Origin of the sequence: Pseudomonas sp. WS 5071 (assembly GCF_012985765.1) — a bacterium.
Taxonomy (GTDB): Bacteria; Pseudomonadota; Gammaproteobacteria; order Pseudomonadales; family Pseudomonadaceae; genus Aquipseudomonas; species Aquipseudomonas lundensis_A.
The window spans coordinates 81,099-101,506 of the sequence record NZ_JAAQWY010000010.1; the positions used below are offsets into that span (position 1 = coordinate 81,099).

The 20,408-nt window shown below is 60.5% G+C and carries 14 protein-coding genes; 3 read left to right on the plus strand and 11 right to left on the minus strand.

The window, feature by feature from the left end:
• The 9 genes from HBN61_RS08505 to HBN61_RS08545 all read right to left on the minus strand — a co-directional run bounded on the left by HBN61_RS08505 (position 1) and on the right by HBN61_RS08545 (position 12,829).
• Positions 1-3,642 carry an AAA family ATPase gene (locus HBN61_RS08505; RefSeq protein ID WP_170046503.1) on the minus strand — a complete coding sequence of 1,214 codons (3,642 nt, stop codon included), beginning with the start codon at positions 3,640-3,642 and terminating at the stop codon, positions 1-3.
• Positions 3,639-4,883 carry an exonuclease SbcCD subunit D C-terminal domain-containing protein gene (locus tag HBN61_RS08510; protein ID WP_169964757.1) on the minus strand — a complete coding sequence of 415 codons (1,245 nt, stop codon included), beginning with the start codon at positions 4,881-4,883 and terminating at the stop codon, positions 3,639-3,641. Before HBN61_RS08510 ends, HBN61_RS08505 begins: the two co-directional genes overlap by 4 nt.
• A gap of 70 nt (positions 4,884-4,953) precedes the next feature.
• A complete protein-coding gene (locus HBN61_RS08515) occupies positions 4,954-6,588 on the minus strand; it encodes a BatD family protein (RefSeq protein WP_094993959.1) in 1,635 nt (544 codons plus the stop codon).
• Positions 6,585-8,318 carry a tetratricopeptide repeat protein gene (locus HBN61_RS08520; RefSeq protein ID WP_170046504.1) on the minus strand — a complete coding sequence of 578 codons (1,734 nt, stop codon included), beginning with the start codon at positions 8,316-8,318 and terminating at the stop codon, positions 6,585-6,587. The genes HBN61_RS08515 and HBN61_RS08520 overlap by 4 nt, the downstream gene beginning before the upstream one ends.
• Positions 8,315-9,391: a vWA domain-containing protein gene (locus HBN61_RS08525; protein ID WP_170046505.1), complete on the minus strand. Its 1,077-nt coding sequence runs from the start codon at positions 9,389-9,391 to the stop codon at positions 8,315-8,317. Before HBN61_RS08525 ends, HBN61_RS08520 begins: the two co-directional genes overlap by 4 nt.
• The gene (locus HBN61_RS08530) at positions 9,384-9,878 is read right to left on the minus strand and encodes a DUF4381 domain-containing protein (protein WP_094993962.1); all 495 of its coding nucleotides are present in this window, start codon (positions 9,876-9,878) and stop codon (positions 9,384-9,386) included. Before HBN61_RS08530 ends, HBN61_RS08525 begins: the two co-directional genes overlap by 8 nt.
• Positions 9,875-10,819 (minus strand): DUF58 domain-containing protein, encoded by a 945-nt coding sequence (locus tag HBN61_RS08535; RefSeq protein ID WP_094993963.1) that lies wholly within the window; start codon positions 10,817-10,819, stop codon positions 9,875-9,877. The genes HBN61_RS08530 and HBN61_RS08535 overlap by 4 nt, the downstream gene beginning before the upstream one ends.
• Before the next feature lie 3 nt (positions 10,820-10,822).
• Positions 10,823-11,782: an AAA family ATPase gene (locus tag HBN61_RS08540; protein ID WP_016780594.1), complete on the minus strand. Its 960-nt coding sequence runs from the start codon at positions 11,780-11,782 to the stop codon at positions 10,823-10,825.
• 150 nt (positions 11,783-11,932) lie between these two features.
• Positions 11,933-12,829 carry a LysR family transcriptional regulator gene (locus HBN61_RS08545; RefSeq protein ID WP_094993964.1) on the minus strand — a complete coding sequence of 299 codons (897 nt, stop codon included), beginning with the start codon at positions 12,827-12,829 and terminating at the stop codon, positions 11,933-11,935.
• Between the two features lie 146 nt (positions 12,830-12,975).
• Between HBN61_RS08545 and HBN61_RS08550 the strand changes: the two genes are divergently transcribed.
• Together HBN61_RS08550 and HBN61_RS08555 are read left to right on the plus strand one after the other, a co-directional pair.
• On the plus strand, positions 12,976-13,737 hold the full coding sequence (locus tag HBN61_RS08550; RefSeq protein ID WP_169964765.1) for an iron-containing redox enzyme family protein: 762 nt from the start codon (positions 12,976-12,978) through the stop codon (positions 13,735-13,737).
• A gap of 32 nt (positions 13,738-13,769) precedes the next feature.
• Positions 13,770-14,600 carry a DMT family transporter gene (locus HBN61_RS08555; protein ID WP_170046545.1) on the plus strand — a complete coding sequence of 277 codons (831 nt, stop codon included), beginning with the start codon at positions 13,770-13,772 and terminating at the stop codon, positions 14,598-14,600.
• An 18-nt stretch (positions 14,601-14,618) separates the two neighbouring features.
• On the opposite strand, the gene HBN61_RS08560 is transcribed toward HBN61_RS08555, so the two are convergent.
• Positions 14,619-14,990, minus strand: coding sequence for a hypothetical protein (locus HBN61_RS08560; RefSeq protein WP_170046506.1), 372 nt, complete (start codon positions 14,988-14,990; stop codon positions 14,619-14,621).
• Positions 14,991-14,994: 4 nt separating this feature from the next.
• Positions 14,995-15,186, minus strand: a complete 192-nt coding sequence (locus HBN61_RS08565; RefSeq protein WP_170046507.1) for a hypothetical protein — start codon at positions 15,184-15,186, stop codon at positions 14,995-14,997.
• Positions 15,187-15,499: 313 nt separating this feature from the next.
• Here HBN61_RS08565 and HBN61_RS08570 point away from each other — a divergent pair, with 313 nt between their 5' ends.
• Complete coding sequence (locus HBN61_RS08570; RefSeq protein WP_170046508.1) at positions 15,500-20,356, plus strand: NAD-glutamate dehydrogenase; 4,857 nt, start codon at positions 15,500-15,502, stop codon at positions 20,354-20,356.
• Positions 20,357-20,408: the final 52 nt, after the last annotated feature.

Sequence of the window (20,408 nt, forward strand, 5' to 3'; positions counted from 1 at the left end):
TCATTTGACCTGCACCGTGCTCAGCCCATTGCCTTGACGCTGAACCTGAATCTGCACCGGAATCCGTTCGTGCATCTCCTGTACGTGGGAAATCACCCCGACCTTGCGCCCTTGAGCCTGCAACCCGTCCAGTGCGTCCATCGCCAGTTGCAAGGATTCGGGGTCGAGACTGCCGAAGCCTTCGTCGATAAACAGCGACTCGATTTTCAACGTGCTCGACGCCATCGACGCCAGCCCGAGGGCCAACGCCAGCGACACCAAAAAGGTCTCGCCGCCTGATAACGAGTGCACCGAGCGCAGTTCGTCGCCCATCTCGGTGTCCATAACCAGTAATCCAAGCATGCTGCCGCCACGCTTGAGGCGGTAGCGGCGCACCAGTTGGCGCAGTTGGGCATTGGCATGATGGACCAACAGGTCGAGGTTATAGGCCTGTGCAATCTTGCGGAATTTGTCCCCGGTGCCCGAGCCGATCAAATCACTGAGCCGCGCCCAGCGCTGCCACTCCTCATAGGCCTGTGCCGTGCGCTGCGCCAGCGCCTGATTGGCCTGGGTGCGCCGGTCGTCTTCAGCTTGTTGCGCGCGCAGCCCGGCGCTCAGTTGTTCACAGTCCTCAAGTTGTGCGGTGAGCGCTTCAAGTGCCTGGGTCAGGGCCTGGGCGTCCAGATTGCCGTTGGCCTGCGCCTGATGCCGGGCGAGTTGCTGTTCGCGCTCCTGAAGCAGAACCCGTGCTTGTTCCAGCTGTTTTTCAGTGCTTTGCAGACGCTCGCGCAATGCCAGCACCTGCGGCTCGTCATGGGCCAATAACTGGCGCAGACGTGCGTCATCCACGCCGGTGTGCACGCCACGCCATTGGGCGACGTGAGCCGTTAACGTGGTGTGCTCCTGCTCAAGTGCTTGCAAACGCTCACGCTGCGCCTTGAGCTCGGCCGTCAGCTGGATCTGCTGGCGCGTGGTGGCCTGCAGCGTATCGTTGGCTTGGGCTTGTGCTGCGCGGGCCTGCTCCTGTGTCTGTTCAAGGTGCTGCTGCCAGGCCTCGGCGCTGCTGTGTTCGCCCAGCAGCGCCTGCAAGGCTTGGCCGCTCGAATGGTGCTGCGCGCGCAGTTCGTTCAGCGCCTGCTCCAGCGCGTCGCGCTGTGAGCACTGATGGCTGTGCTGAACCTGCTCGTGCTCGATTGTCTGATTGCGCGCCGCGTACGCGTCGAGTTCGTCGCGTTGTTGTTCCACTTGCGCAAGCCGCTCGGCCACCTGCTGATCCAGCGCCATGAAACAGGCCGACGTGTGCTGGCGCAGTTCGGTCAAGCGCTCGGCAGTCAACACGCTGGAAAAGGCCGTCAGTTCTTCTTCAAGCCGCTGGGCATCGGCGTTGAGCTGCACTTGCTGGTCGGCCAATTGCCGGGCTGCCAACTGGCTGGCGTCGTTGTTGCGCTGGATGTCGCCTTGCAGTTGTGCGGCGTCCTTTTGCAGGGCGAGCAGGGTGTTCTGGCGCGCCTCGTCACGGCTGATGCTGTAGTGCAGCTGTTCAAGCCGATGGGCCAGCCACTGCTCACGTTTAGCCGGAGGTTGGTCTTGCCATTGCGCATGGTGTGGGTGCGCTTCCAGGTGCGGGGCGAGCGCCTGTTGGTCGTCCAGAAGCTGCTGATGTTGCAGGCGCAGTTCGCGCAGTTGTGCATTCAGGCCGCTGACGTTTTCACGCAGTTGGTCGAGGGTGGCCTTGAGCGTGTCCACGGCCTTGCGGGCATTGGCTTCTTCGCTTTCGTCGTGGCGCGTCAGGCTCTGCAACATCGCTTCGGGCTGATGGTACGGGTGCTCATGGCTGCCGCAGACCGGGCACGGCTGGTTGTCCTGCAAGTGTTCGCGCAGCTCTTCAACACTGGCGCTGCGGGCCAGTCGCTGGCGCTCCAGCAGTTGGCGCGTGACGTTCAGCGCCTGGTCGGCCGCCTCGTACTGCTTTTTGGTCTGGGTGCCGTGTTCGATCAGCTGTTCGCGTTCGGTTTGCAGCGCCTGCAATTTGCTTTGCAGGGCCAGCAGCCGGGCGTCCTGCGCCTGTTGAGTGCTGCACAGGCGTTGCAAGTCTTCGTAATCGCGCTGCTGCTGGCGATTGTCCTTGAGCAGGCTGCCCAAGGTCTGGATTTGCTCGTTGACGGCATGAGGTTCGGCCGCGGCTTCCTGAAACAGGATTTCCAGGCTATTGCGCAGCGCAGTCAGCTGTTGCGCAGCGTGCAGAGCACGTTGCTCCAAGGCCGGCAACTCTTGTTGCCCTGTGTTCAAGGTGTTGTTCAACCGTACCAGTTGCTGCAAGCGCGGCCGCCAGACGTCCCAGGCACTGGCCAGCGGTGCCAGTTCCGCGCTGTGTTCAAGCTGTTGCGCAATCAGCGACAGGTGTTCGGTACTGCGTTGCTGGCGCTCGACGAGGGTGTCGAGCCGCTGCTGGCCCGATGCACTGGCGGTGTCGGCTTGCTGCTTGAGGGCATGTTGCTTGTCGAGCGTTTGATTGAGCCGTTGCAGGTTGGCCTGTTCTGCAAAGGCGTGTTGCAGGGGCGTGGCGCACTGCTGGTGCGTGGCCAGGGCCTGTTCTGTCGCCAGGCGCGCAGCCTCTAACGTGTGCTCCAGTTGCGCATGTTGGGCCTGCAATTGCGTGTGTTGCAGTGCCTGGCTGGCAATCTGGGCGGCGAGTGGACTGACCTGCGCGTCCAGCTCGGCCAACCGTGAAAACTGATGGCGCTGGGGGGCCAGTTGGTCGAGCAAATGCAGGTTTTCGCGTTCGCTGCACTGGCTGTCCCACAGCCCTTGCGCCTGTTGCAATTGCTCGGCGGCGCTGTGTTGCTGTTCCTGCAGCTCGCGCAAGACCTTGAGCCACGCATGTTGCTGCTCTAGCTGTTTGAGTTGCAGTTGCCGTGCCTTGAGCTGTTCCTGGGCCAGGGTGAAGTGTTGGTTCAGTTCGCTGCGCGCTTGCGGCGACAGAGGCGTAATGCCCACCGCTTGGTCCTGTAGCTGCTTGTGCAGGTCGCGGGTTTCCTTGGCCTTGTCGAAAGCGCGTTTGCCCAGCCGGGTGTACAGCGCGGTGTCGGTGAGTTTTTCCAGCAGTTCGCTGCGTTCGTTGTCGTCGGCCTTGAGGAAGGCGCTGAACTCGCTTTGGGCCAGCATCACGGCGCGGGTGAACTGTTCGAAGTTCAAGCCCAGCCGGGCTTCAAGCTGGACCTTGTAGTCACCTTTCTGGCTGGCCAGCAATTGATCGCTGTCCAGATCGCGCAGGCTTTGGCGGCTGGCCTGGAGCTTGCCAGTGGCCTTTTCCCGCGCCCGGTTGGCCTCCCAGCGCGCCCGGTAGCGGCGACCGTCAATGCCGACAAAATCCACTTCGGCATAGCCTTCACCCGTGCCGCGGCGCAGCAGCGTGCGGGGGTCGCCGGTGGCGATCTCGCCGTCGACGTCTGGCACTTTGGCATCGCGGCCGGTGTTGTTCAGGCGCGGCACGGCGCCAAACAACGCCAGGCACAAGGCGTCCAACAGGGTGCTTTTACCGGCGCCTGTGGGGCCGGTAATGGCGAACAGACCGGCGCTGGCCAAGGGCTCGGCGGTGAAATCCAGCTCAAACGGCCCCGCCAGCGAAGCGAGGTTTTTCAGGCGGATGGCGAGAATTTTCATGGCTGTTCGCCCTCCAGCTGTACGTCTTGCAGCAACACGGCAAAGTCCTTGAGGGTCTGTTCATCGGCTTCTCGGCCGTAGCTTTCTTGCCAGGCCCGGCTGAACAGCTCCTGCGGGGTCAACTGGTCGAGTTCGATCAGCCGCGAGCCGTCATCCTCGTCCGCACCTTTGCCCTTGCCCGCGTAGTCGGCGCTGATGCGCACCAGGCGCACGGACTTGCCTTGCAGGGCGGTTTCAATCTGCTGGCGCAGGTCCGGCTGGGGTTCGTCGAGTACCACGCGCACTTCGAGCCAGGGCTGGCGCTGGGGATCGGCCAGCAGGTCAACGTCCGGCAGGCCGCTCAACTGCGAGAGAATCTCGGCCAGAGGCGCCGGGCCGATGCGTTGCAGGTTCACAGCACGAGGGATCAGCAAGGGCTCCACGCTGACCAGGGTTTCGCCCTCCAGTTGCACTTCCAGCACCTGGTGCGGGTAGCTGATTTCTGAAAAGGACAGGGGGATGGGCGAACCGCAATAGCGAATCCGCTCTTCACCATTGACCTTCTGCGGCTTGTGCAAATGCCCCAGGGCCACGTAGCTGATGCTTGGGCCGAACAGGCTGGCGGGCAGCGCTTCGGCGTTGCCGATGATCAGGCTGCGCTCCGAGTCTTCGGACACCGAGCCGCCGGCCATGTGTGCATGGCTGATGGCTATTAATGCCTGGCCGGGATGGCGCTTGGCGTTAGCGGCCTCGATCAACCACTCATGCACCTGACCGATGCCACGCAGGTAGTCATCGCCCAGATGTGCGCCCGTGACCTCGGCAGGGCGCAGGAAAGGCAACGCCAGGCACCAGGCCGCGATGCGTCCGCTGGCATCGGGCAGCGGGATCATCAGGCGTTCGGCATCCAGTTGACCATCGTCCAGCCACAACACGCGGCCCAGCGCGTGGGTGCGCAGACGCCGCATCAACGGGGCGGGCAGCTCAATGCGTGAGCCGGAGTCATGGTTGCCGGCAATCATCACGATGGTCAGCGCGGGTTGTTGTTCATGGGCGCTGACGATGAAGTCGTAAAGGCGCTCCTGCGCTTTGACCGGCGGGTTGACCGTGTCGAAGATGTCGCCGGCAATCAACAGCACGTCGGGTTGTCGGGCGGCCAGTTGGCTCAACAGCCAGTTAAGAAAACAGGCATGTTCGAAGTCACGTTCCTGGCCATGGAGGTTTTGCCCCAAATGCCAGTCAGATGTGTGAAACAGGCGCATAACAGAATCCGTTAAAAAAGGTCATCAGCGGTGGCGACAGGCATGCTGAATTGCTGTCGATACCTCGAAATTATTTGGGGTAGAGCGGCGGCAGGCTGCTCGGCTCGCTGCCGGGGTCTTGCTCGCGTTCGATCGCCGGAATGCTGCGAATGGCCTTCCATAAGTCTTCACCTTGCCAATGCTGGCCGGACTCGCTGTAGAGGGCGCCATTCAGGCCGTCCAGCGCATCCGACAACAACACAAAGCGTGCGGCCATGTCTGCCAGGGTTTCCGGCTGCTGGCGGGCCCAGGCATCCAGTGCCTGTCGGGTTGCCTGCGGGTCGTTGGCCAAGCAAGCGCGCTTGAGGTCATCCAGTAGCGTGCGGGGGCTGGGCCCGGTGTGCGCGGCTCGCAAAATGGCCGGCTGCCAGCGGGCGCGCCACCACAGGCCGAAGCCGATCAGCGTCGAGCAACCCAGTACGAAAGTGCTGAGTTGCCACAGCCACAGCGACGAATTATCGCTCAGGGGGCGTGCCGTATTGCTGGCCGCAGCGTCCACGGCCAAGTCCGGATTGGCGGCGACTTGCAGCGTGCGCGCCGGTAAATAGCTGCGCTCAAGGCGATCTTCGTGGGTGTTCCACCACACCACTTCAACAGCGGGCAATTCGACTTGGCCCACGCGGGTGGGCACCAGCGCCTCGCGCTCCTCGCGGCTGCCGATCAGGCCGTTTTCGGTGATTTGGTTGCTCAGTTGCGGCAGGTCCGGGTAGCGCCGTAACCCGTTGACGTCGGTAGCGGTGAGCGCGGGTAATTGCGCGCTGGACAGCCCTTCAGCCTTGAGCGTAAGGGTTCGGGTAAGCGAGTCGCCGACCATGCAGTGATCGGGCTCGGGGTTCCAGGTTTCACTCATGCTCAGGCTGCGAGCGGGCAGCCATGCAGCGTTGCTCGGGTAGTCTTGCGGCTTGGGTTTGACCTTGAGCGGGATGTCCGGCGAAGTCACATGCACCAGCTTTCCCGGTATCGGGCCCAAGGGCGCCGGGGCGTTGGACTGTTGGCTGTCGACCTGAGTGGCGCTGAAGGTTTGCGCAGGCACCAGCAGCTCGCCGCTGTGCTGCGGGTAGATCCCGTAGCGCATTTCGATGACGCCGTGGCGCACGCCGTTAATCAGCTTTTCGTAGGTGCGCGACTCACCGAGCTGTTCGACGATGGCATCGCTCAGGTGCAACGGGGTCAGGCTGCTGTCGTCGTACAACGCAACCGAGTGGTAAATGCGCAGGGTCAGGATGGCTTGCGCCTGCACATAAACGCTGGACTGGTCGAGGCTGGACTCAATAAAAACCGGGGCCAGTTCGTTGTCGCTGACCACACTCTGGCTGACCGTCAGGCTGATCGGTTGACTGCGGTGATCGCCAACCTGCAGCGGCGGGATCACCACCGTGCCGGTGCGTTTGGGTTGCAGGGTGATGATCCAGCGCGTGTTGGCCTTGTTGCTGTCGCTCAGGTTGGTCAGTTGATTGACCTGGCGCGTGCCGCGCACCTCAAACAGGTCGTTGAGGGGCGTGAGGTCAGGCTTGCCAAATTGCGTGGCGTCATTGGATTCCAGCGTCAACTCGACGGTTTCGCCCGAGTTAAGGTGATCGCGGTCGACACTGGCGACCAGCCCCAGTGCTTGGGCGGGCAGCGTCCAGCACCACAGCAAAAGTAACAAAGCACAAAGGCGGTTCATTGAGGCGTGTCCTGATGTTGCTGCTGTTCGTACCAAAATTTTCGTCGCAACAGTTCGCTGGGGTTGTCGGGAATCTGTTTCAGCCATTGCTCCAATGCCTGCCGGTGTTCTTCTTCGATGGGCCGGGCGGCAGGCGGTGCTGGGGCGGTAGCGGGCTCTGCCTCGGGTTCGCCCGGTGCAGCGGGTTGGGCGTCCGGTGGGGCGGCATCGTGTGGATTGAGCTCGCCCGAGGGCGTCGCCACCGTGCTGTTGTCTTGCTCGCGGGTGTTGACGCCGGCCGTGCCCGGGGTTGGCGTGCTGATCGGGGGCGGGGTGTCAGGTGCCGGGTGCTCGGCTTCGGGTGGCGGGTCCGGCGCCGGGGGTTGCGCGTGCTGCTCAGCCAGCAGTTTCTCGATCAATGCTTTGTTCTGGGCTGCGGCCAGTAGTTCGGGCTCACGTTCAAGCGCCTGCTCGTAGGCGTCAACGGCAGCTTCCAGCTCGCCCGCCATGGCCAGCGCATTGCCGCGATTATAGTGGGCGCTGGCGCTGTTGACCTCGGCAAAACGCTGGGCTGCAGCGGTGTAGTCACCCGCTTGATACAGCGCCAGCCCTTGCCACATCGGATCATCAAAATGCTCCACAGCTTGCAGCGGTTTTTTCTGCTCCAGCAAGCGTTGGCCCTGTTGGTCGGGACGTAGCCAAAGGTCGGTAAAGCTGAAGGCATAGCCGGGCTGCGGCAACATGAGCAGCAGCGGCAGGCAGAACAACCAGCCGCGACGCCCGGCACAGGCTGCGAGCAGCAACAGTGGCAACAACAGCCAGTAACCCTGGTCGGCCCATGTATCAAGGCGTTGGGTCTGGCCGTCCGCACGCAGGTGTTGTGCTCCGTCCAGCAGGCCCAGCCCGCGCAAATCGTTGTCATCCAGACGCGCCTGACGGTAGCGGCCGCCGACGTCCAGAATGAAGCTGCGCAAATCGGGGCTGTCGAGGCGAGGCAACAGGATGGCGCCTTGGTCGTCTTTGAGCAGTTGACCGTTTTCATCGACCACCGGCGCTCCGTCGCGCGTACCGACACCGAGCATCAGCAGCGGCGGTGCGCGGCTATCCAGCACTGCGCGGATGCCTTCACGTTCCTGCTCGCTGAGGGATGAGCCAATCAGCAGCAGTCGGCCCTGACCCAGCCCGCCCTGATTCAGCAGCTGCAAGGCTTTACCGACCGCCAGATCGGCGCGATGGCCCGGCTCAGGCATGATTGAGGGTTTGAGCGCTTCAAGCAGGTTGCGGCTGGTCGCCAGGTCGTCAGACAGAGGCACCAGCGTGTGGGCGCTACCGGCGTACACAATGACTGCTGTTTGCGCGTCGCTGCGGTTTTGCAGCAGGTCGTATACCTTGCGCCGTGCTTGTTCCAGGCGATTGGGCGAGCTGTCGGTGGCCAGCATCTCGGGGGTCAACTCCAGCATCACCACCAAAGGATCGGCGGTTTTTTGCGTGGATTGCTCCACCCGTTGCCAGCTCGGGCCCATCAGTGCCAGCGCCGCCAACAGCCAGGCCAGCCCCAGAATCATCCATGGCAGTTTGCTGTCGCGGCCATTGCCGCCGCTCAGCAGCACCCGCTGAAACGCCACGGGCAAGATCATTTGCCAGCGTCCCGCCCTTTTTTGCCGGCGCCAGAGCTTCCACAGTAACCAGCCGAGCAGGGGCAACACCGCCAACCATTCGGGGCGGAACCAGTGCGGCCAGAAGGCGCTCATCGGCGTCTCCGCAGGCGCAGCCGTTTGAGGCGCTGGCGCCATTGAGGATGAGGTTGCAGAAGGTGCTCCTTGGTCAGCCAGCGTTGCAGCAGATTGTTGGGCCACAGTTCGCGAATCACCAGCAGCACACTCAGCAGCAATGCGCACGCCAGTGGCCAGCTATACAGCGCCTTGGCCGGGCGGGCCTGGGTGGGTTGTTGCGCCACCGGTTCGAGTTGATCAAGGGTGTCCTTGATGGCTGCAAGCTCTTGACCGTCATGGGCGCGGAAGTACTGGCCGCCGGTCAGGCGGGCGATTTCCTGAAGCGCGGGCTCGTCCAGATCAACCCCGGGGTTAATGCCGAAGAGGCCTTTGGTGCTGCTGTCTTCATGGTCAGCGCCGATGCCGATCGGGTAGATTTTGACGCCTTCTTCAGCGGCCAGGCGCGCAGCGGTCAGCGGGTCGATTTGCCCGCCGTTATTTGCGCCATCGGTGACCAGGATCAGTACGCGGCTCTGGGCAGGGCGTTGGCGCAGGCGTTTCAGGGCCAGGCCGATGGCATCGCCAATGGCCGTGTTTTTGCCCGCAATGCCAATGCGCGCTTCGTCCAGCCAGGTGCGCACGGTATGCCGATCAAATGTCAGCGGCGCTTGCAGGTAAGCCTGACTGCCGAACAGGATCAAGCCGACGCGGTCACCCTCGCGGTTTTCCAGAAAGTCGCCCAGCAGGCTTTTGACCAGATCCAGGCGGCTGACGTCTTCGTCCCGCCATTGCATGTCCGGGAAATCCATCGATCCCGAAACGTCGACGGCCACTAACAGATCCCGGCCACTGGCGGCAATGGGCAGCGGCTCCCCGACCCAATGCGGGCGCGCGGCTGCTGTCAGCAGCAACAGCCACAACAGCATGTAGGGCGCTTGTTGGCGCCACGAAGGCAGTGTCGAACGCGCTTTGCGACGCGCCAGTTCTTCGAGGTCGCCGAGAAAACTGATTTTGAGCGCAGCTTCGCCGCTGTCCGCTACCGGCAACACAGCGCGCATCAGCCACGGCAGCGGCAACAGGGCGAACAGCCAGGGCCAGGCGAACTCAAACATGTTTGCGGATCCAGGTTTCAACCGCTTGATTGAGCCCGGCGATGGCTTTGTCATCGAGCTTGCATTCGGGTTTATAGGCGCCTTCTACCAGCACCATCCAGCGTGTCAGCCCGGCCGCGGGGCACCGGTTATCAAGGAACGCCAGCCATTTGCGGCCATTGAGGGTGTGGCTCTGGCTGTAGGGGTAATGGTTGCGGCACAAGCGTTTGAGCAAGCCATTGAGCTGTTGCAGCCAGGCGCCGGCAGGAGCGCCGTCGTAGGGCTTGGGAAAGCGCGCGAGTTCCTCAAGGGCAGCCAGACGCACCGGGTCAAGCGGTTGCTCAGCGCGCTTGGGCGAGCGTTTGGCCGGCAAATAGCGGCGTAACCACCACACGCCCCAGCCCAGCGCGGGGAGGATCACGAGCAGCAGCCACCAACCCGGAGCAGGCGGCCACAGGCCTATCGCTTGAGGCGCGATTAACGGTTGCAGTTGCTCAAGGGCGCTCATAGCGTTTTGCCGGGCCGTTTGGCATTCAGGTAATCGCGTAATTGCTCGATCATTTCGCTCTGGGTGCTCAAGGGCATCAGCAGCACCCGCAGTTTTTGCGCGAGCAGTGCCCAGCGTGCGATGCGGGCTTCGGCTTGCGCGCGGTAAGCCTGCCGCAAATCATAGTTGAGCGTGTCGAGTTCAAGCTGGGCACCGCGTTCCGCGAAGCGCAGCAAGCCCGCCGCAGGCAGCGCATGATCCAGCGGGTCGGAGAGCGGTAACAGCATCAGGTCGCAATGGCGGGCCAGCAGGCTCAATTGTTGTTCAGCCGCGTCGGTGAGGGCGCGCTCGTCGCAAATCACGATGACCAGACTGCCGGGCCGCAGTACTTCTCGAGCCCTGATCAAGGCCATGCCCAAGGCATCGCGGTCTGATTGCACCTCGGTGTGCAAGGACTGATTGACCCGCACCAGCCGGTTGAGCAGTTGCAACAGGCTTTGTTTGCTGCGCCGCGGCTTGATTTCGTAATGTTCATGGTCCCCGAACACCAGCCCGCCCACGCGGTCGTTATGGCCCAGTGCGGCCCAGCCAATCAGGCTGGCTGCTTGCGCGGCCAGTACGGATTTGAACATCAACCCCGAGCCGAAAAACAGGCGGCGGCTTTGCTCGGCAAGGATGAAAATCGGCCGTTCGCGCTCTTCATGGAACATTTTGGTGTGCGGCTCAAGGGTGCGGGCAGTGACGCGCCAGTCAATGGTGCGCACATCGTCTCCGGCCTGATACACCCGTACCTGATCGAAATCGACCCCGCGCCCGCGCAGTTTGGAGTGGTGCAGGCCCACCAGCGGGCTGCGCTGGCTGGGCGAGGAAAACAGTTGCACTTCGCGCACCCGATGGCGCATTTCGATCAACTCGGCGAGGGTGACGCGAATGCCGGGTTCGGCGGGCAGGGGGCTGTTCATCGGTCAGGCAACGGCTACGACGTCGAGAATGCGCTGCACCACGCGGTCCTGGTCGATACCGGCGGCTTCGGCCTCAAACGACAGAATGATGCGGTGGCGCAACACATCGAATAATACGGCTTGTATGTCCTCCGGGCTGACAAAGTCGCGCCCGGCGAGCCACGCGTGTGCCCTGGCGCAGCGGTCCAGCGCAATCGAGCCGCGCGGGCTGGCGCCATAGGCGATCCACTCAGCCATCTCCGGGTCGAATTTGCCGGGGGTGCGGGTGGCCATGACCAGTTGCACCAGGTATTCCTCCACGGCGTCGGCCATGTACAGGCCGAGGATTTCCTTGCGCGCTGCAAAAATGGCTTGCTGGCTGACTCGGCGTTCGGGTTTGGTCTCACCGTTCAGGGCTTCGCCACGGGCTTGCTGCAGGATGCGGCGCTCGACGGCGGCATCCGGGAAGCCGATTTTGACATGCATCAGGAAGCGGTCGAGCTGGGCTTCAGGCAACGGGTAGGTGCCTTCCTGCTCGATGGGGTTCTGGGTGGCCATCACCAAGAACAGCGGCGACAGTTCGTACGTGCTGCGCCCGACGCTGACCTGACGCTCAGCCATGGCCTCCAGCAAGGCTGACTGTACCTTGGCCGGGGCGCGGTTGATTTCATCGGCCAGCACCAGGTTGTGAAAAATAGGCCCTTGCTGGAACACGAAGCTGCCGGTTTCCGGGCGATAGATCTCGGTGCCGGTAATGTCGGCGGGCAGCAGGTCGGGGGTGAACTGAATACGATGGAACTGCGCTTCGATGCCTTCGGCGAGTTCTTTGATGGCCTTGGTCTTGGCAAGGCCAGGGGCGCCTTCGACCAGCATGTGGCCGTCAGCCAGCAGCGCGATCAGCAGCCGGTCGATCAGCTTTTCCTGACCGAGAATCTGCGTTGAAAGAAAGGTTCGCAGCGCAAGCAGCGCTTCACGATGTTCCATCGATGACTGTTCCTGAAAAGGACACCGGCGGCGCATGAATTGCGCCGGGGCTGGGGGCGTTACTTTAATCCATTGCAGGGGGTTGGGACTAATGCCAGTCGGGGTTTTTGTGGAAAAAGCACAAAACAACCCGGTTGTTGAGAATGTTGCTTATTTGCGAGCAGTGTCCAGCGACGGGTTCTGCTGTGAAAAACGCTCTGCCAGCAGGCTGGCGAAGGCATCGCGTGCCGTATGACAACCCGTTTCTCGGTGCCACACCAGCCGGTTTTGCACCGGTTGCAGGTCGTTGAAACGATAGCGCGTCAGCGCTGCGCCGGCGCCAAAGCGCTCCAGAATGCCTTCGGGCACGATGGCCAGCCCCGCCCCGGCGTCGACACAGCCGATGATACTGCCCCAGTTGGCGTACGCGACGCTGTTGATCCGCAGGTTGTGTCCGCCTAGCCACTGCTCAAGTGTGGCGCGGTAAGGGCAGCCTGCTGGCCACATGAACACGGTTTGCCGGGCGATGGCACTCAGCTCCGTCAGCGGCGCATGGGAAGCTCCTGCAATCAGGATCAAGGGCTCGTGATAGAGGTCAGTGGCAAGCAATTTTGGGTGCTGAACATCGATGGCGACAATTGCAGCGTCCAGCCGATGATGCTGAACGTCATCCAGCAACTGTGGCCATTGGCCGGTGACCAGTTCCAGGGTGACGTCGGGGTAGCGCTGGTGATATTCGGCCAGCAGCGGCGGCAGGCGCCCCGATGCGCAAGAGTCGATGGCGCCGATCCGTAGAATCCCGTGGGGATTGGCATCGGGTGTGACCGCCCGTTTGGCTTCCTCGACCAGTGCCAGGATGCGTTCGCAATAGCCGAGAAACAACTGGCCCGCCGAACTGATTTTCAACCCTCGGCCCGCCCGGGTGAACAGCACGGTGCCCAGTTCAGTTTCGAGGTGTTTGATGCGCGTTGTGATATTGGACGGCACGCAGTGAAGTTGTTGAGCAGCCAGCGCAATGCTGCCGCATTCGGCCACTGACTTGATCATCCTGAGTTGGCTCAATTCCACGGTTCACTCCCCATGAGTTCAGAACTCTTAATTAATCACTTGTTCGCCCTTGCGAGGCTGACTGACATTAACTTCTGAAACACGTCCGGCTGACGTTTGTGTGCGCTGGATGAAGGAAGCGTAACCACTCTGTCATCGAGGTCAATATGAAGATTACAAAAACAAACGTCGAGGCATTGGCACGGACCGTGTTTACACACGGTGCACTCAATAATGACTTTTATACGCGTTGGCTCAACGAAACCCTGACGTTTGATGAAGTTGAAGTGTTTGCCCGTAATTATTGGGCCCGTACCCGGCGGACAGCGACGATGGTGGCCTTGTCGCTGCTACGGGCCAAAACCCTGCACGCACGGGTTGAAATCGTCAAAAACCTCTACTCGGAGTTGGGCGGCGGGGATGTGCACAAAGCGCACAGTGTGCTGTTGCAAGGCTATTTGCTCGATTTGTTGAGCCGCTTGGCCAAACGGCCTTATTCGTTGCAAGAACTTGAAAGCGGTCCTCTGTTGTCGTCCACCCGACTGTTTATTGATGAACAAGATGCTTTATATGCACCGCAGGGGCTAGGGCGTTCTGAACCTCACGTATTAGGGGCGCTCTTGGCTCAAGAATGGTTGGCGTATTCCATGTTGACGCGTTTATATGAAGGGGCGAGAAACTATCAATATTTGTATACAGACAATGATGAGTTTCATGAACAGTGTGAATATTTTCATATCCATATTGGCGACGCAGAAAAAGAACATAAAGTTCAGGCGGTAGAAGCCGCAGCCATCGAATGTTGCACCGAAGAAGATTTCTCCGGGTTGTGCCAGGGATTTAATCGGTTTCTCTCTATTACTGAGCGTTATTGGCAGGGCATCGCCGTTGCCATGGGCGATATCCCGGCGGCTGCGGTGCGCGCTTGAACGCGGCGACATCACCTGCATTGCTTGCAGCGATGGCGGGGGTGGTGATGTGCTGGGCTTATTCGCCCATCGGTATTCATATAGGCCTGCAAAGCTATACCCCCGGTCACTTGGCCTTGCTGCGCTTTTTGGTGGCTTCACTGTTCATGGCCGTGGTTGCGCTGGTCCGCGGCATCGGTTTGCCTCGCCTGCGTGATGCGCTGTGGCTCACGGTGTTGGGGCTGTTTGCGATTGTGATTCACCATGTGGCCTTGAACACCGGCCAGCGTTGGGTCAGCCCTGGCGCATCCAGCGTGCTGGCGCAGTCAACGCCGATTTTCAGTACGTTGATTGCGGCAATATGGCTCAAAGAGTCAGTCAGTGCCTGGCGCTGGTGCTGGGTGGGCACGGGCCTGCTGGGTGCGCTGGTTGTCATTTGGGGTGACAAGGGGCTGGGTGGTTTCCGCCCTCAGGGGTTGCTGATACTGCTGGCTGCGTTGTCCTGGAGCATTTATTTCGCGCTGCAAAAGCACTATTCCAGCCGCTATAGCCCGTTGACCATCGTCTGCTACACGATTTGGGCCGGGACCCTGCTTTTAGGCGTATACGCACCGGGCCTGATCGCAGAAGTGAGGGCCGCGCCTGTCAGGGTCAACCTCGCCGTGTTGGTGCTGGGAGTCTTCCCCAGCGCATTGGCCTATCTACTGTGGGCCTATGTGCTGGCCCACACCGAGGTGAGTCGTTCGGTGTGCGTGATGTACCTGGTGCCGCCCGTCGCCATGTTGATGGCTGCCGTGTTGCTGGGCAACACGGTATCAGGCGGGGTCTTGATCGGCATGGCGATTGTCTTGGGCAGCGTGTTTGCGATGCGGCGGGCTGCCTGATCAGGCACGCATTGCTGGTTAAGTTTTCGCGACGTCAAGTTCGCTGACGTAGGTGCCTGTGCCGTCGAGAATGAGCGTGAGGGTCTGCTCAAGTTCAATGGTGTCCGTTAAATTTTCGTCAAAAAAGATTTCAAGGTGATCTTCGCCATTGAATGCGTCAATGTCATCGGCTGCCACTTCAATCAGCAGGCGGCCAGCGCTCAGGGTGACCTTGACCCCTTCAAGTGAGGACGGATCGTTGTCCCCCAGCGAGATCTCCAGCTCATCTTCATCCGGATAGCGGCTCATCAGGAACATGTCGCCCTGCGTGCTGTGGCAGCATACCGTGGCGAGGTTTTCCTCTTCGTCGTCGCACGGGTTGGCAAGCAGGAGGGGGGCTGTGATTTTCATGGGCTTATTCCTGACGCGTGGGCGCCTGCAGAGCAATCAAAACAGCAAGTTTGCCAGCCCGCGCACGTTTTTGCAGGTTTGAATGCTGAAACAGCCAACTGAAGCGAATTGTGATGTCAGTCATTTCAGAACCTGACGTCAGTAAATCGGTTTTTTCTGTGAAGATTTTTTGCTCTCCAGTGCTAGGGTTGAACATGGGCAGCACCTGCGGTTACGTCCAGATGACTGAATATGTCGCCGCATCGCAAGTATCTCGGGCATGCCTCTCGTTAAGCTGCATCCAGGATAGCTATCTCTAAAGACACAGCCCGCTGATCGGGCAGTCGTTTTTGTAGATACCCCTCCCGGAATGTGAATGTGACCCCCGGGTCGCGGCCAGCTTCACTTCCCTGTCATGCTGAGCATTGAGGGCGGTTGCCAGACCAAACCTTGCTCAGCATGGGCAACTCCCCCTACGGGAATAGCACGCGACGCGTCTCTCAATAACAAGCCCAAGCGGAGTACCACAGATGGCGTTCTTCACCGCAGCCAGCAAGGCCGACTTCCAGCATCAACTGCAAGCGGCACTGGCGCAGCACATCAGTGAACAGGCACTGCCACAAGTGGCGCTGTTCGCCGAGCAATTCTTCGGCATCATTTCTCTGGATGAACTCACTCAACGTCGCATGTCCGACCTTGCCGGCTGTACGCTGTCGGCCTGGCGCCTGCTCGAACGTTTTGACCCGGCCCAACCTCAAGTGCGGGTCTACAACCCGGATTACGAACGCCACGGCTGGCAATCGACGCACACTGCCGTCGAAGTGCTGCATCACGATCTGCCGTTTCTGGTGGACTCGGTACGCACCGAGCTCAACCGACGCGGTTACAGCATTCACACGCTGCAAACCACTGTGCTGAGCGTTCGTCGGGGCAGTAAGGGCGAGTTGCTGGAAATCCTGCCAAAGGGTACGCAGGGCGAGGGTGTTTCCCAAGAGTCGCTGATGTATCTGGAGATTGATCGCTGCTCCAATACCGCTGAATTGAATGTGCTGAGCAAGGAACTGGAACAGGTTCTGGGTGAAGTGCGTATTGCTGTGGCTGACTTTGAGCCAATGAAGGCCAAGGTTCAGGAGTTGCTGGCGAGCATCGACAGTTGCCAGTACGCCGTGGCGGCTGATGAGAAAGCCGAGATCAAGAGTTTTCTGGAATGGCTGGTGGGCAACCACTTCACGTTCCTGGGCTACGAAGAGTTCGTGGTGCGCGATGAAGCGGACGGTGGCCATATCGAATATGACCCGGCTTCTTTCCTCGGTCTTACCAAGCTGCTGCGCGCCGGGCTGACCCCCGAAGACCTGCGCATCGAAGACTATGCCGTCAGTTACCTGCGTGAACCGACCTTGTTGTCGTTCGCCAAGGCGGCCCATCCAAGCCGTGTGCACCGTCCTGCTTACCCGGATTATGTGTCGATCCGCCAGATCGATGCTGACGGCAAGGTGTTGAAAGAATGCCGCTTCATGGGCCTTTACACCTCGTCGGTGTATGGCGAGAGCGTGCGTGAAATTCCGTACATCCGCCGCAAAGTGGCTGAAATTGAACGCCGCTCCGGCTTCCAGCCCAAGGCGCACCTGGGCAAGGAACTGGCGCAGGTGGTGGAAGTGCTGCCCCGCGATGACCTGTTCCAGACCCCGGTCGACGAACTGTTCAGTACCGTGATGTCGATTGTGCAAATTCAGGAGCGCAACAAGATTCGCGTGTTCCTGCGCAAAGATCCGTACGGACGTTTCTGCTATTGCCTGGCGTATGTGCCGCGCGATGTCTACTCCACCGAAGTACGGCAGAAAATCCAGCAAGTACTGATGGATCGCCTGCAAGCGTCGGACTGCGAGTTCTGGACATTCTTCTCGGAGTCTGTGCTGGCACGCGTTCAGTTGATCTTGCGGGTTGACCCGAAAAATCGCATCGATATCGACCCGTTACTGCTGGAAAAAGAAGTCATTCAGGCCTGCCGTAGCTGGCAAGACGATTACGCGAGCCTGGTGGTTGAAAGTTTCGGTGAGGCCAACGGCACCAAAGTACTGAGCGACTTCCCGAAAGGCTTCCCGGCGGGCTACCGCGAACGTTTTGCTGCGCACTCGGCCGTGGTCGACATGCAGCACCTGATGAGCCTGAACGAGCAAAACCCGCTGGTCATGAGCTTCTACCAGCCGCTGGGGCAGAGCGCCGGTCAGGAATTGCATTGCAAGCTTTATCACGCCGACACGCCGCTGGCCCTGTCGGATGTGTTGCCGATTCTGGAAAACCTCGGTTTGCGCGTGTTGGGTGAGTTTCCGTATCGCCTGCGCCACGCCAACGGTCGCGAGTTCTGGATCCACGATTTCGCCTTTACCGCGGGCGAAGGCTTGAATCTGGACATCCAGCAACTTAACGACACCCTGCAAGATGCGTTTGTGCACATCGTCAGTGGTGATGCAGAAAACGATGCGTTTAACCGTCTGGTGCTGACCGCCGGTCTGCCATGGCGCGATGTGGCGCTGCTACGTGCCTACGCCCGTTACTTGAAGCAAATCCGTCTGGGCTTCGATCTGGGCTACATCGCCAGTACGTTGAACAACCACACCGACATCGCCCGTGAACTGACCCGGTTGTTCAAGACGCGTTTTTACTTGGCGCGCAAGCTCACCGCTGAAGACCTTGAAGACAAGCAGCAACGCTTGGAACAGGCAATTTTGACGGCTCTGGACGATGTTCAGGTGCTCAATGAAGACCGCATCCTGCGCCGCTATCTGGACCTGATCAAAGCGACGTTGCGTACCAACTTCTACCAGCCGGATGCCAACGGGCAAAACCGTTCGTATTTCAGCTTCAAGTTCAATCCGCACCTGATTCCCGAGTTGCCGAAACCGGTGCCCAAGTTTGAAATATTCGTCTATTCGCCGCGAGTGGAAGGCGTGCATTTGCGCTTCGGCAACGTGGCGCGCGGCGGTTTGCGCTGGTCGGACCGAGAAGAGGACTTCCGCACTGAAGTGCTGGGGTTGGTCAAGGCCCAGCAGGTGAAGAACTCGGTCATCGTGCCGGTGGGTGCCAAGGGCGGTTTCGTTCCTCGTCGTTTGCCATTGGGCGGCGGCCGCGACGAGATTCAGGCGGAAGCGATTGCCTGCTACCGGATTTTTATTTCCGGTTTGCTGGACATCACCGACAACCTCAAGGACGGCGCACTGGTGCCGCCATTGAACGTCGTTCGTCACGATGAGGACGACCCGTACCTGGTGGTGGCTGCGGACAAAGGCACCGCGACCTTCTCCGACATCGCCAACGGCATCGCCATTAACTATGGCTTCTGGCTGGGTGACGCATTCGCCTCGGGCGGTTCGGCCGGTTATGACCACAAGAAGATGGGCATTACCGCCAAAGGCGCCTGGGTCGGTGTGCAGCGCCACTTCAAAGAGCGCGGGATCAACGTTCAGGAAGACAGCATCAGCGTAGTCGGTATCGGCGATATGGCCGGTGACGTATTCGGCAATGGTTTGTTGATGTCCGACAAGCTGCAACTGGTGGCTGCGTTCAACCACTTGCATATCTTTATCGATCCAAATCCGGAGCCTGCCAACAGCTTCGCGGAGCGCAAGCGCCTGTTCGACTTGCCGCGTTCGGCCTGGTCAGACTACGACACGAGCATCATGTCGGCCGGTGGCGGCATTTTCTCGCGTAGCGCAAAAAGCATCGCCATTTCCCCGGAAATGAAAGAGCGTTTTGCAATCACGGCTGACAAGCTGACCCCGACCGAGTTGCTTAACGCTTTGCTCAAGGCGCCGGTAGATCTGTTGTGGAACGGCGGCATCGGTACTTACGTCAAAGCCAGCAGTGAAAGTCATGCAGATGTTGGCGATAAGGCTAACGATGCACTGCGAGTCAACGGTAACGAGTTGCGCTGCAAGGTGGTGGGAGAGGGCGGCAACCTCGGCATGACGCAACTGGGGCGTGTGGAATTCGGCCTCAATGGCGGTGCGACCAACACCGACTTCATTGACAACGCCGGCGGTGTTGACTGCTCTGACCATGAAGTGAATATCAAGATCCTGCTCAACGAAGTGGTGCAGGCTGGTGATATGACCGAGAAGCAGCGTAACCAGCTGTTGGGCAGCATGACCGATGAAGTGGGCGCTTTGGTGCTGGGCAACAACTACAAGCAGACGCAGGCCATTTCGTTGGCGGCGCGCCGTGCTTATGAGCGAATTGCCGAGTACAAGCGCCTGATGAACGACCTGGAAGCGCGTGGCAAGTTGGACCGTGCCATCGAGTTCCTGCCGTCTGAAGAGCAGCTTAACGAGCGTGTGGCGGCAGGTCATGGCCTGACCCGTGCCGAGCTGTCGGTGCTGATTTCCTACAGCAAGATTGACCTCAAAGAGGCGCTGCTCAACTCCCAGGTGCCGGATGACGCGTACCTGACCCGCGACATGGAAACTGCGTTCCCGCCGATGCTGGTCAGCAAGTTCGCCGAAGCGATGCGTCGTCATCGCTTGAAGCGTGAAATCGTCAGCACGCAGATCGCCAACGATCTGGTCAACCACATGGGCATTACTTTTGTTGAGCGGCTCAAGGAGTCGACCGGCATGAGCGCAGCCAATGTGGCCGGTGCTTACGTGATCGTGCGTGACATTTTCCACCTCCCGCACTGGTTCCGTCAGATCGAGGCGCTGGACTATCAGGTGCCGGCCGAAATTCAGCTGGCCTTGATGGATGAACTGATGCGTCTGGGGCGTCGCGCCACGCGCTGGTTCCTGCGCAGTCGCCGCAATGAGCTGGACGCCGCGCGGGATGTGGCGCACTTCGGGCCGCATCTGGCGGCATTGGGCCTCAAGCTCGACGAACTGCTGGAAGGCCCGACCCGTGAAGGCTGGCAAACGCGCTACCAGGCGTATGTCGAGGCGGGTGTGCCGGAGTTGCTGGCACGCATGGTGGCGGGCACAACGCACTTGTATACCTTGCTGCCCATCATTGAAGCCTCGGATGTGACCGGGCAGAACGCGGTGGACGTGGCCAAGGCGTATTTCGCTGTAGGCAGTGCGCTGGACCTGACCTGGTATTTGCAGCAAATCAGCAACCTGCCGGTGGAAAACAACTGGCAGGCGCTGGCCCGTGAAGCCTTCCGCGACGATATCGACTGGCAGCAGCGGGCGATCACGGTCTCGGTCCTGCAAATGACCGATGCCGGTGAGAGCATCGAGGCGCGTCTGGCGCTGTGGCTGGAACAGAACCAGACCATGGTTGAACGCTGGCGCGCCATGCTGGTGGATTTGCGTGCCGCAACGGGTAATGACTATGCGATGTATGCCGTCGCTAACCGTGAATTGCTGGACTTGGCCATGAGTGGTCAAACCGCGATCTGAGGGTCAGCGCGGTAAAAAAAGCCCCGGCTCATTTGAGTCGGGGCTTTTTTAT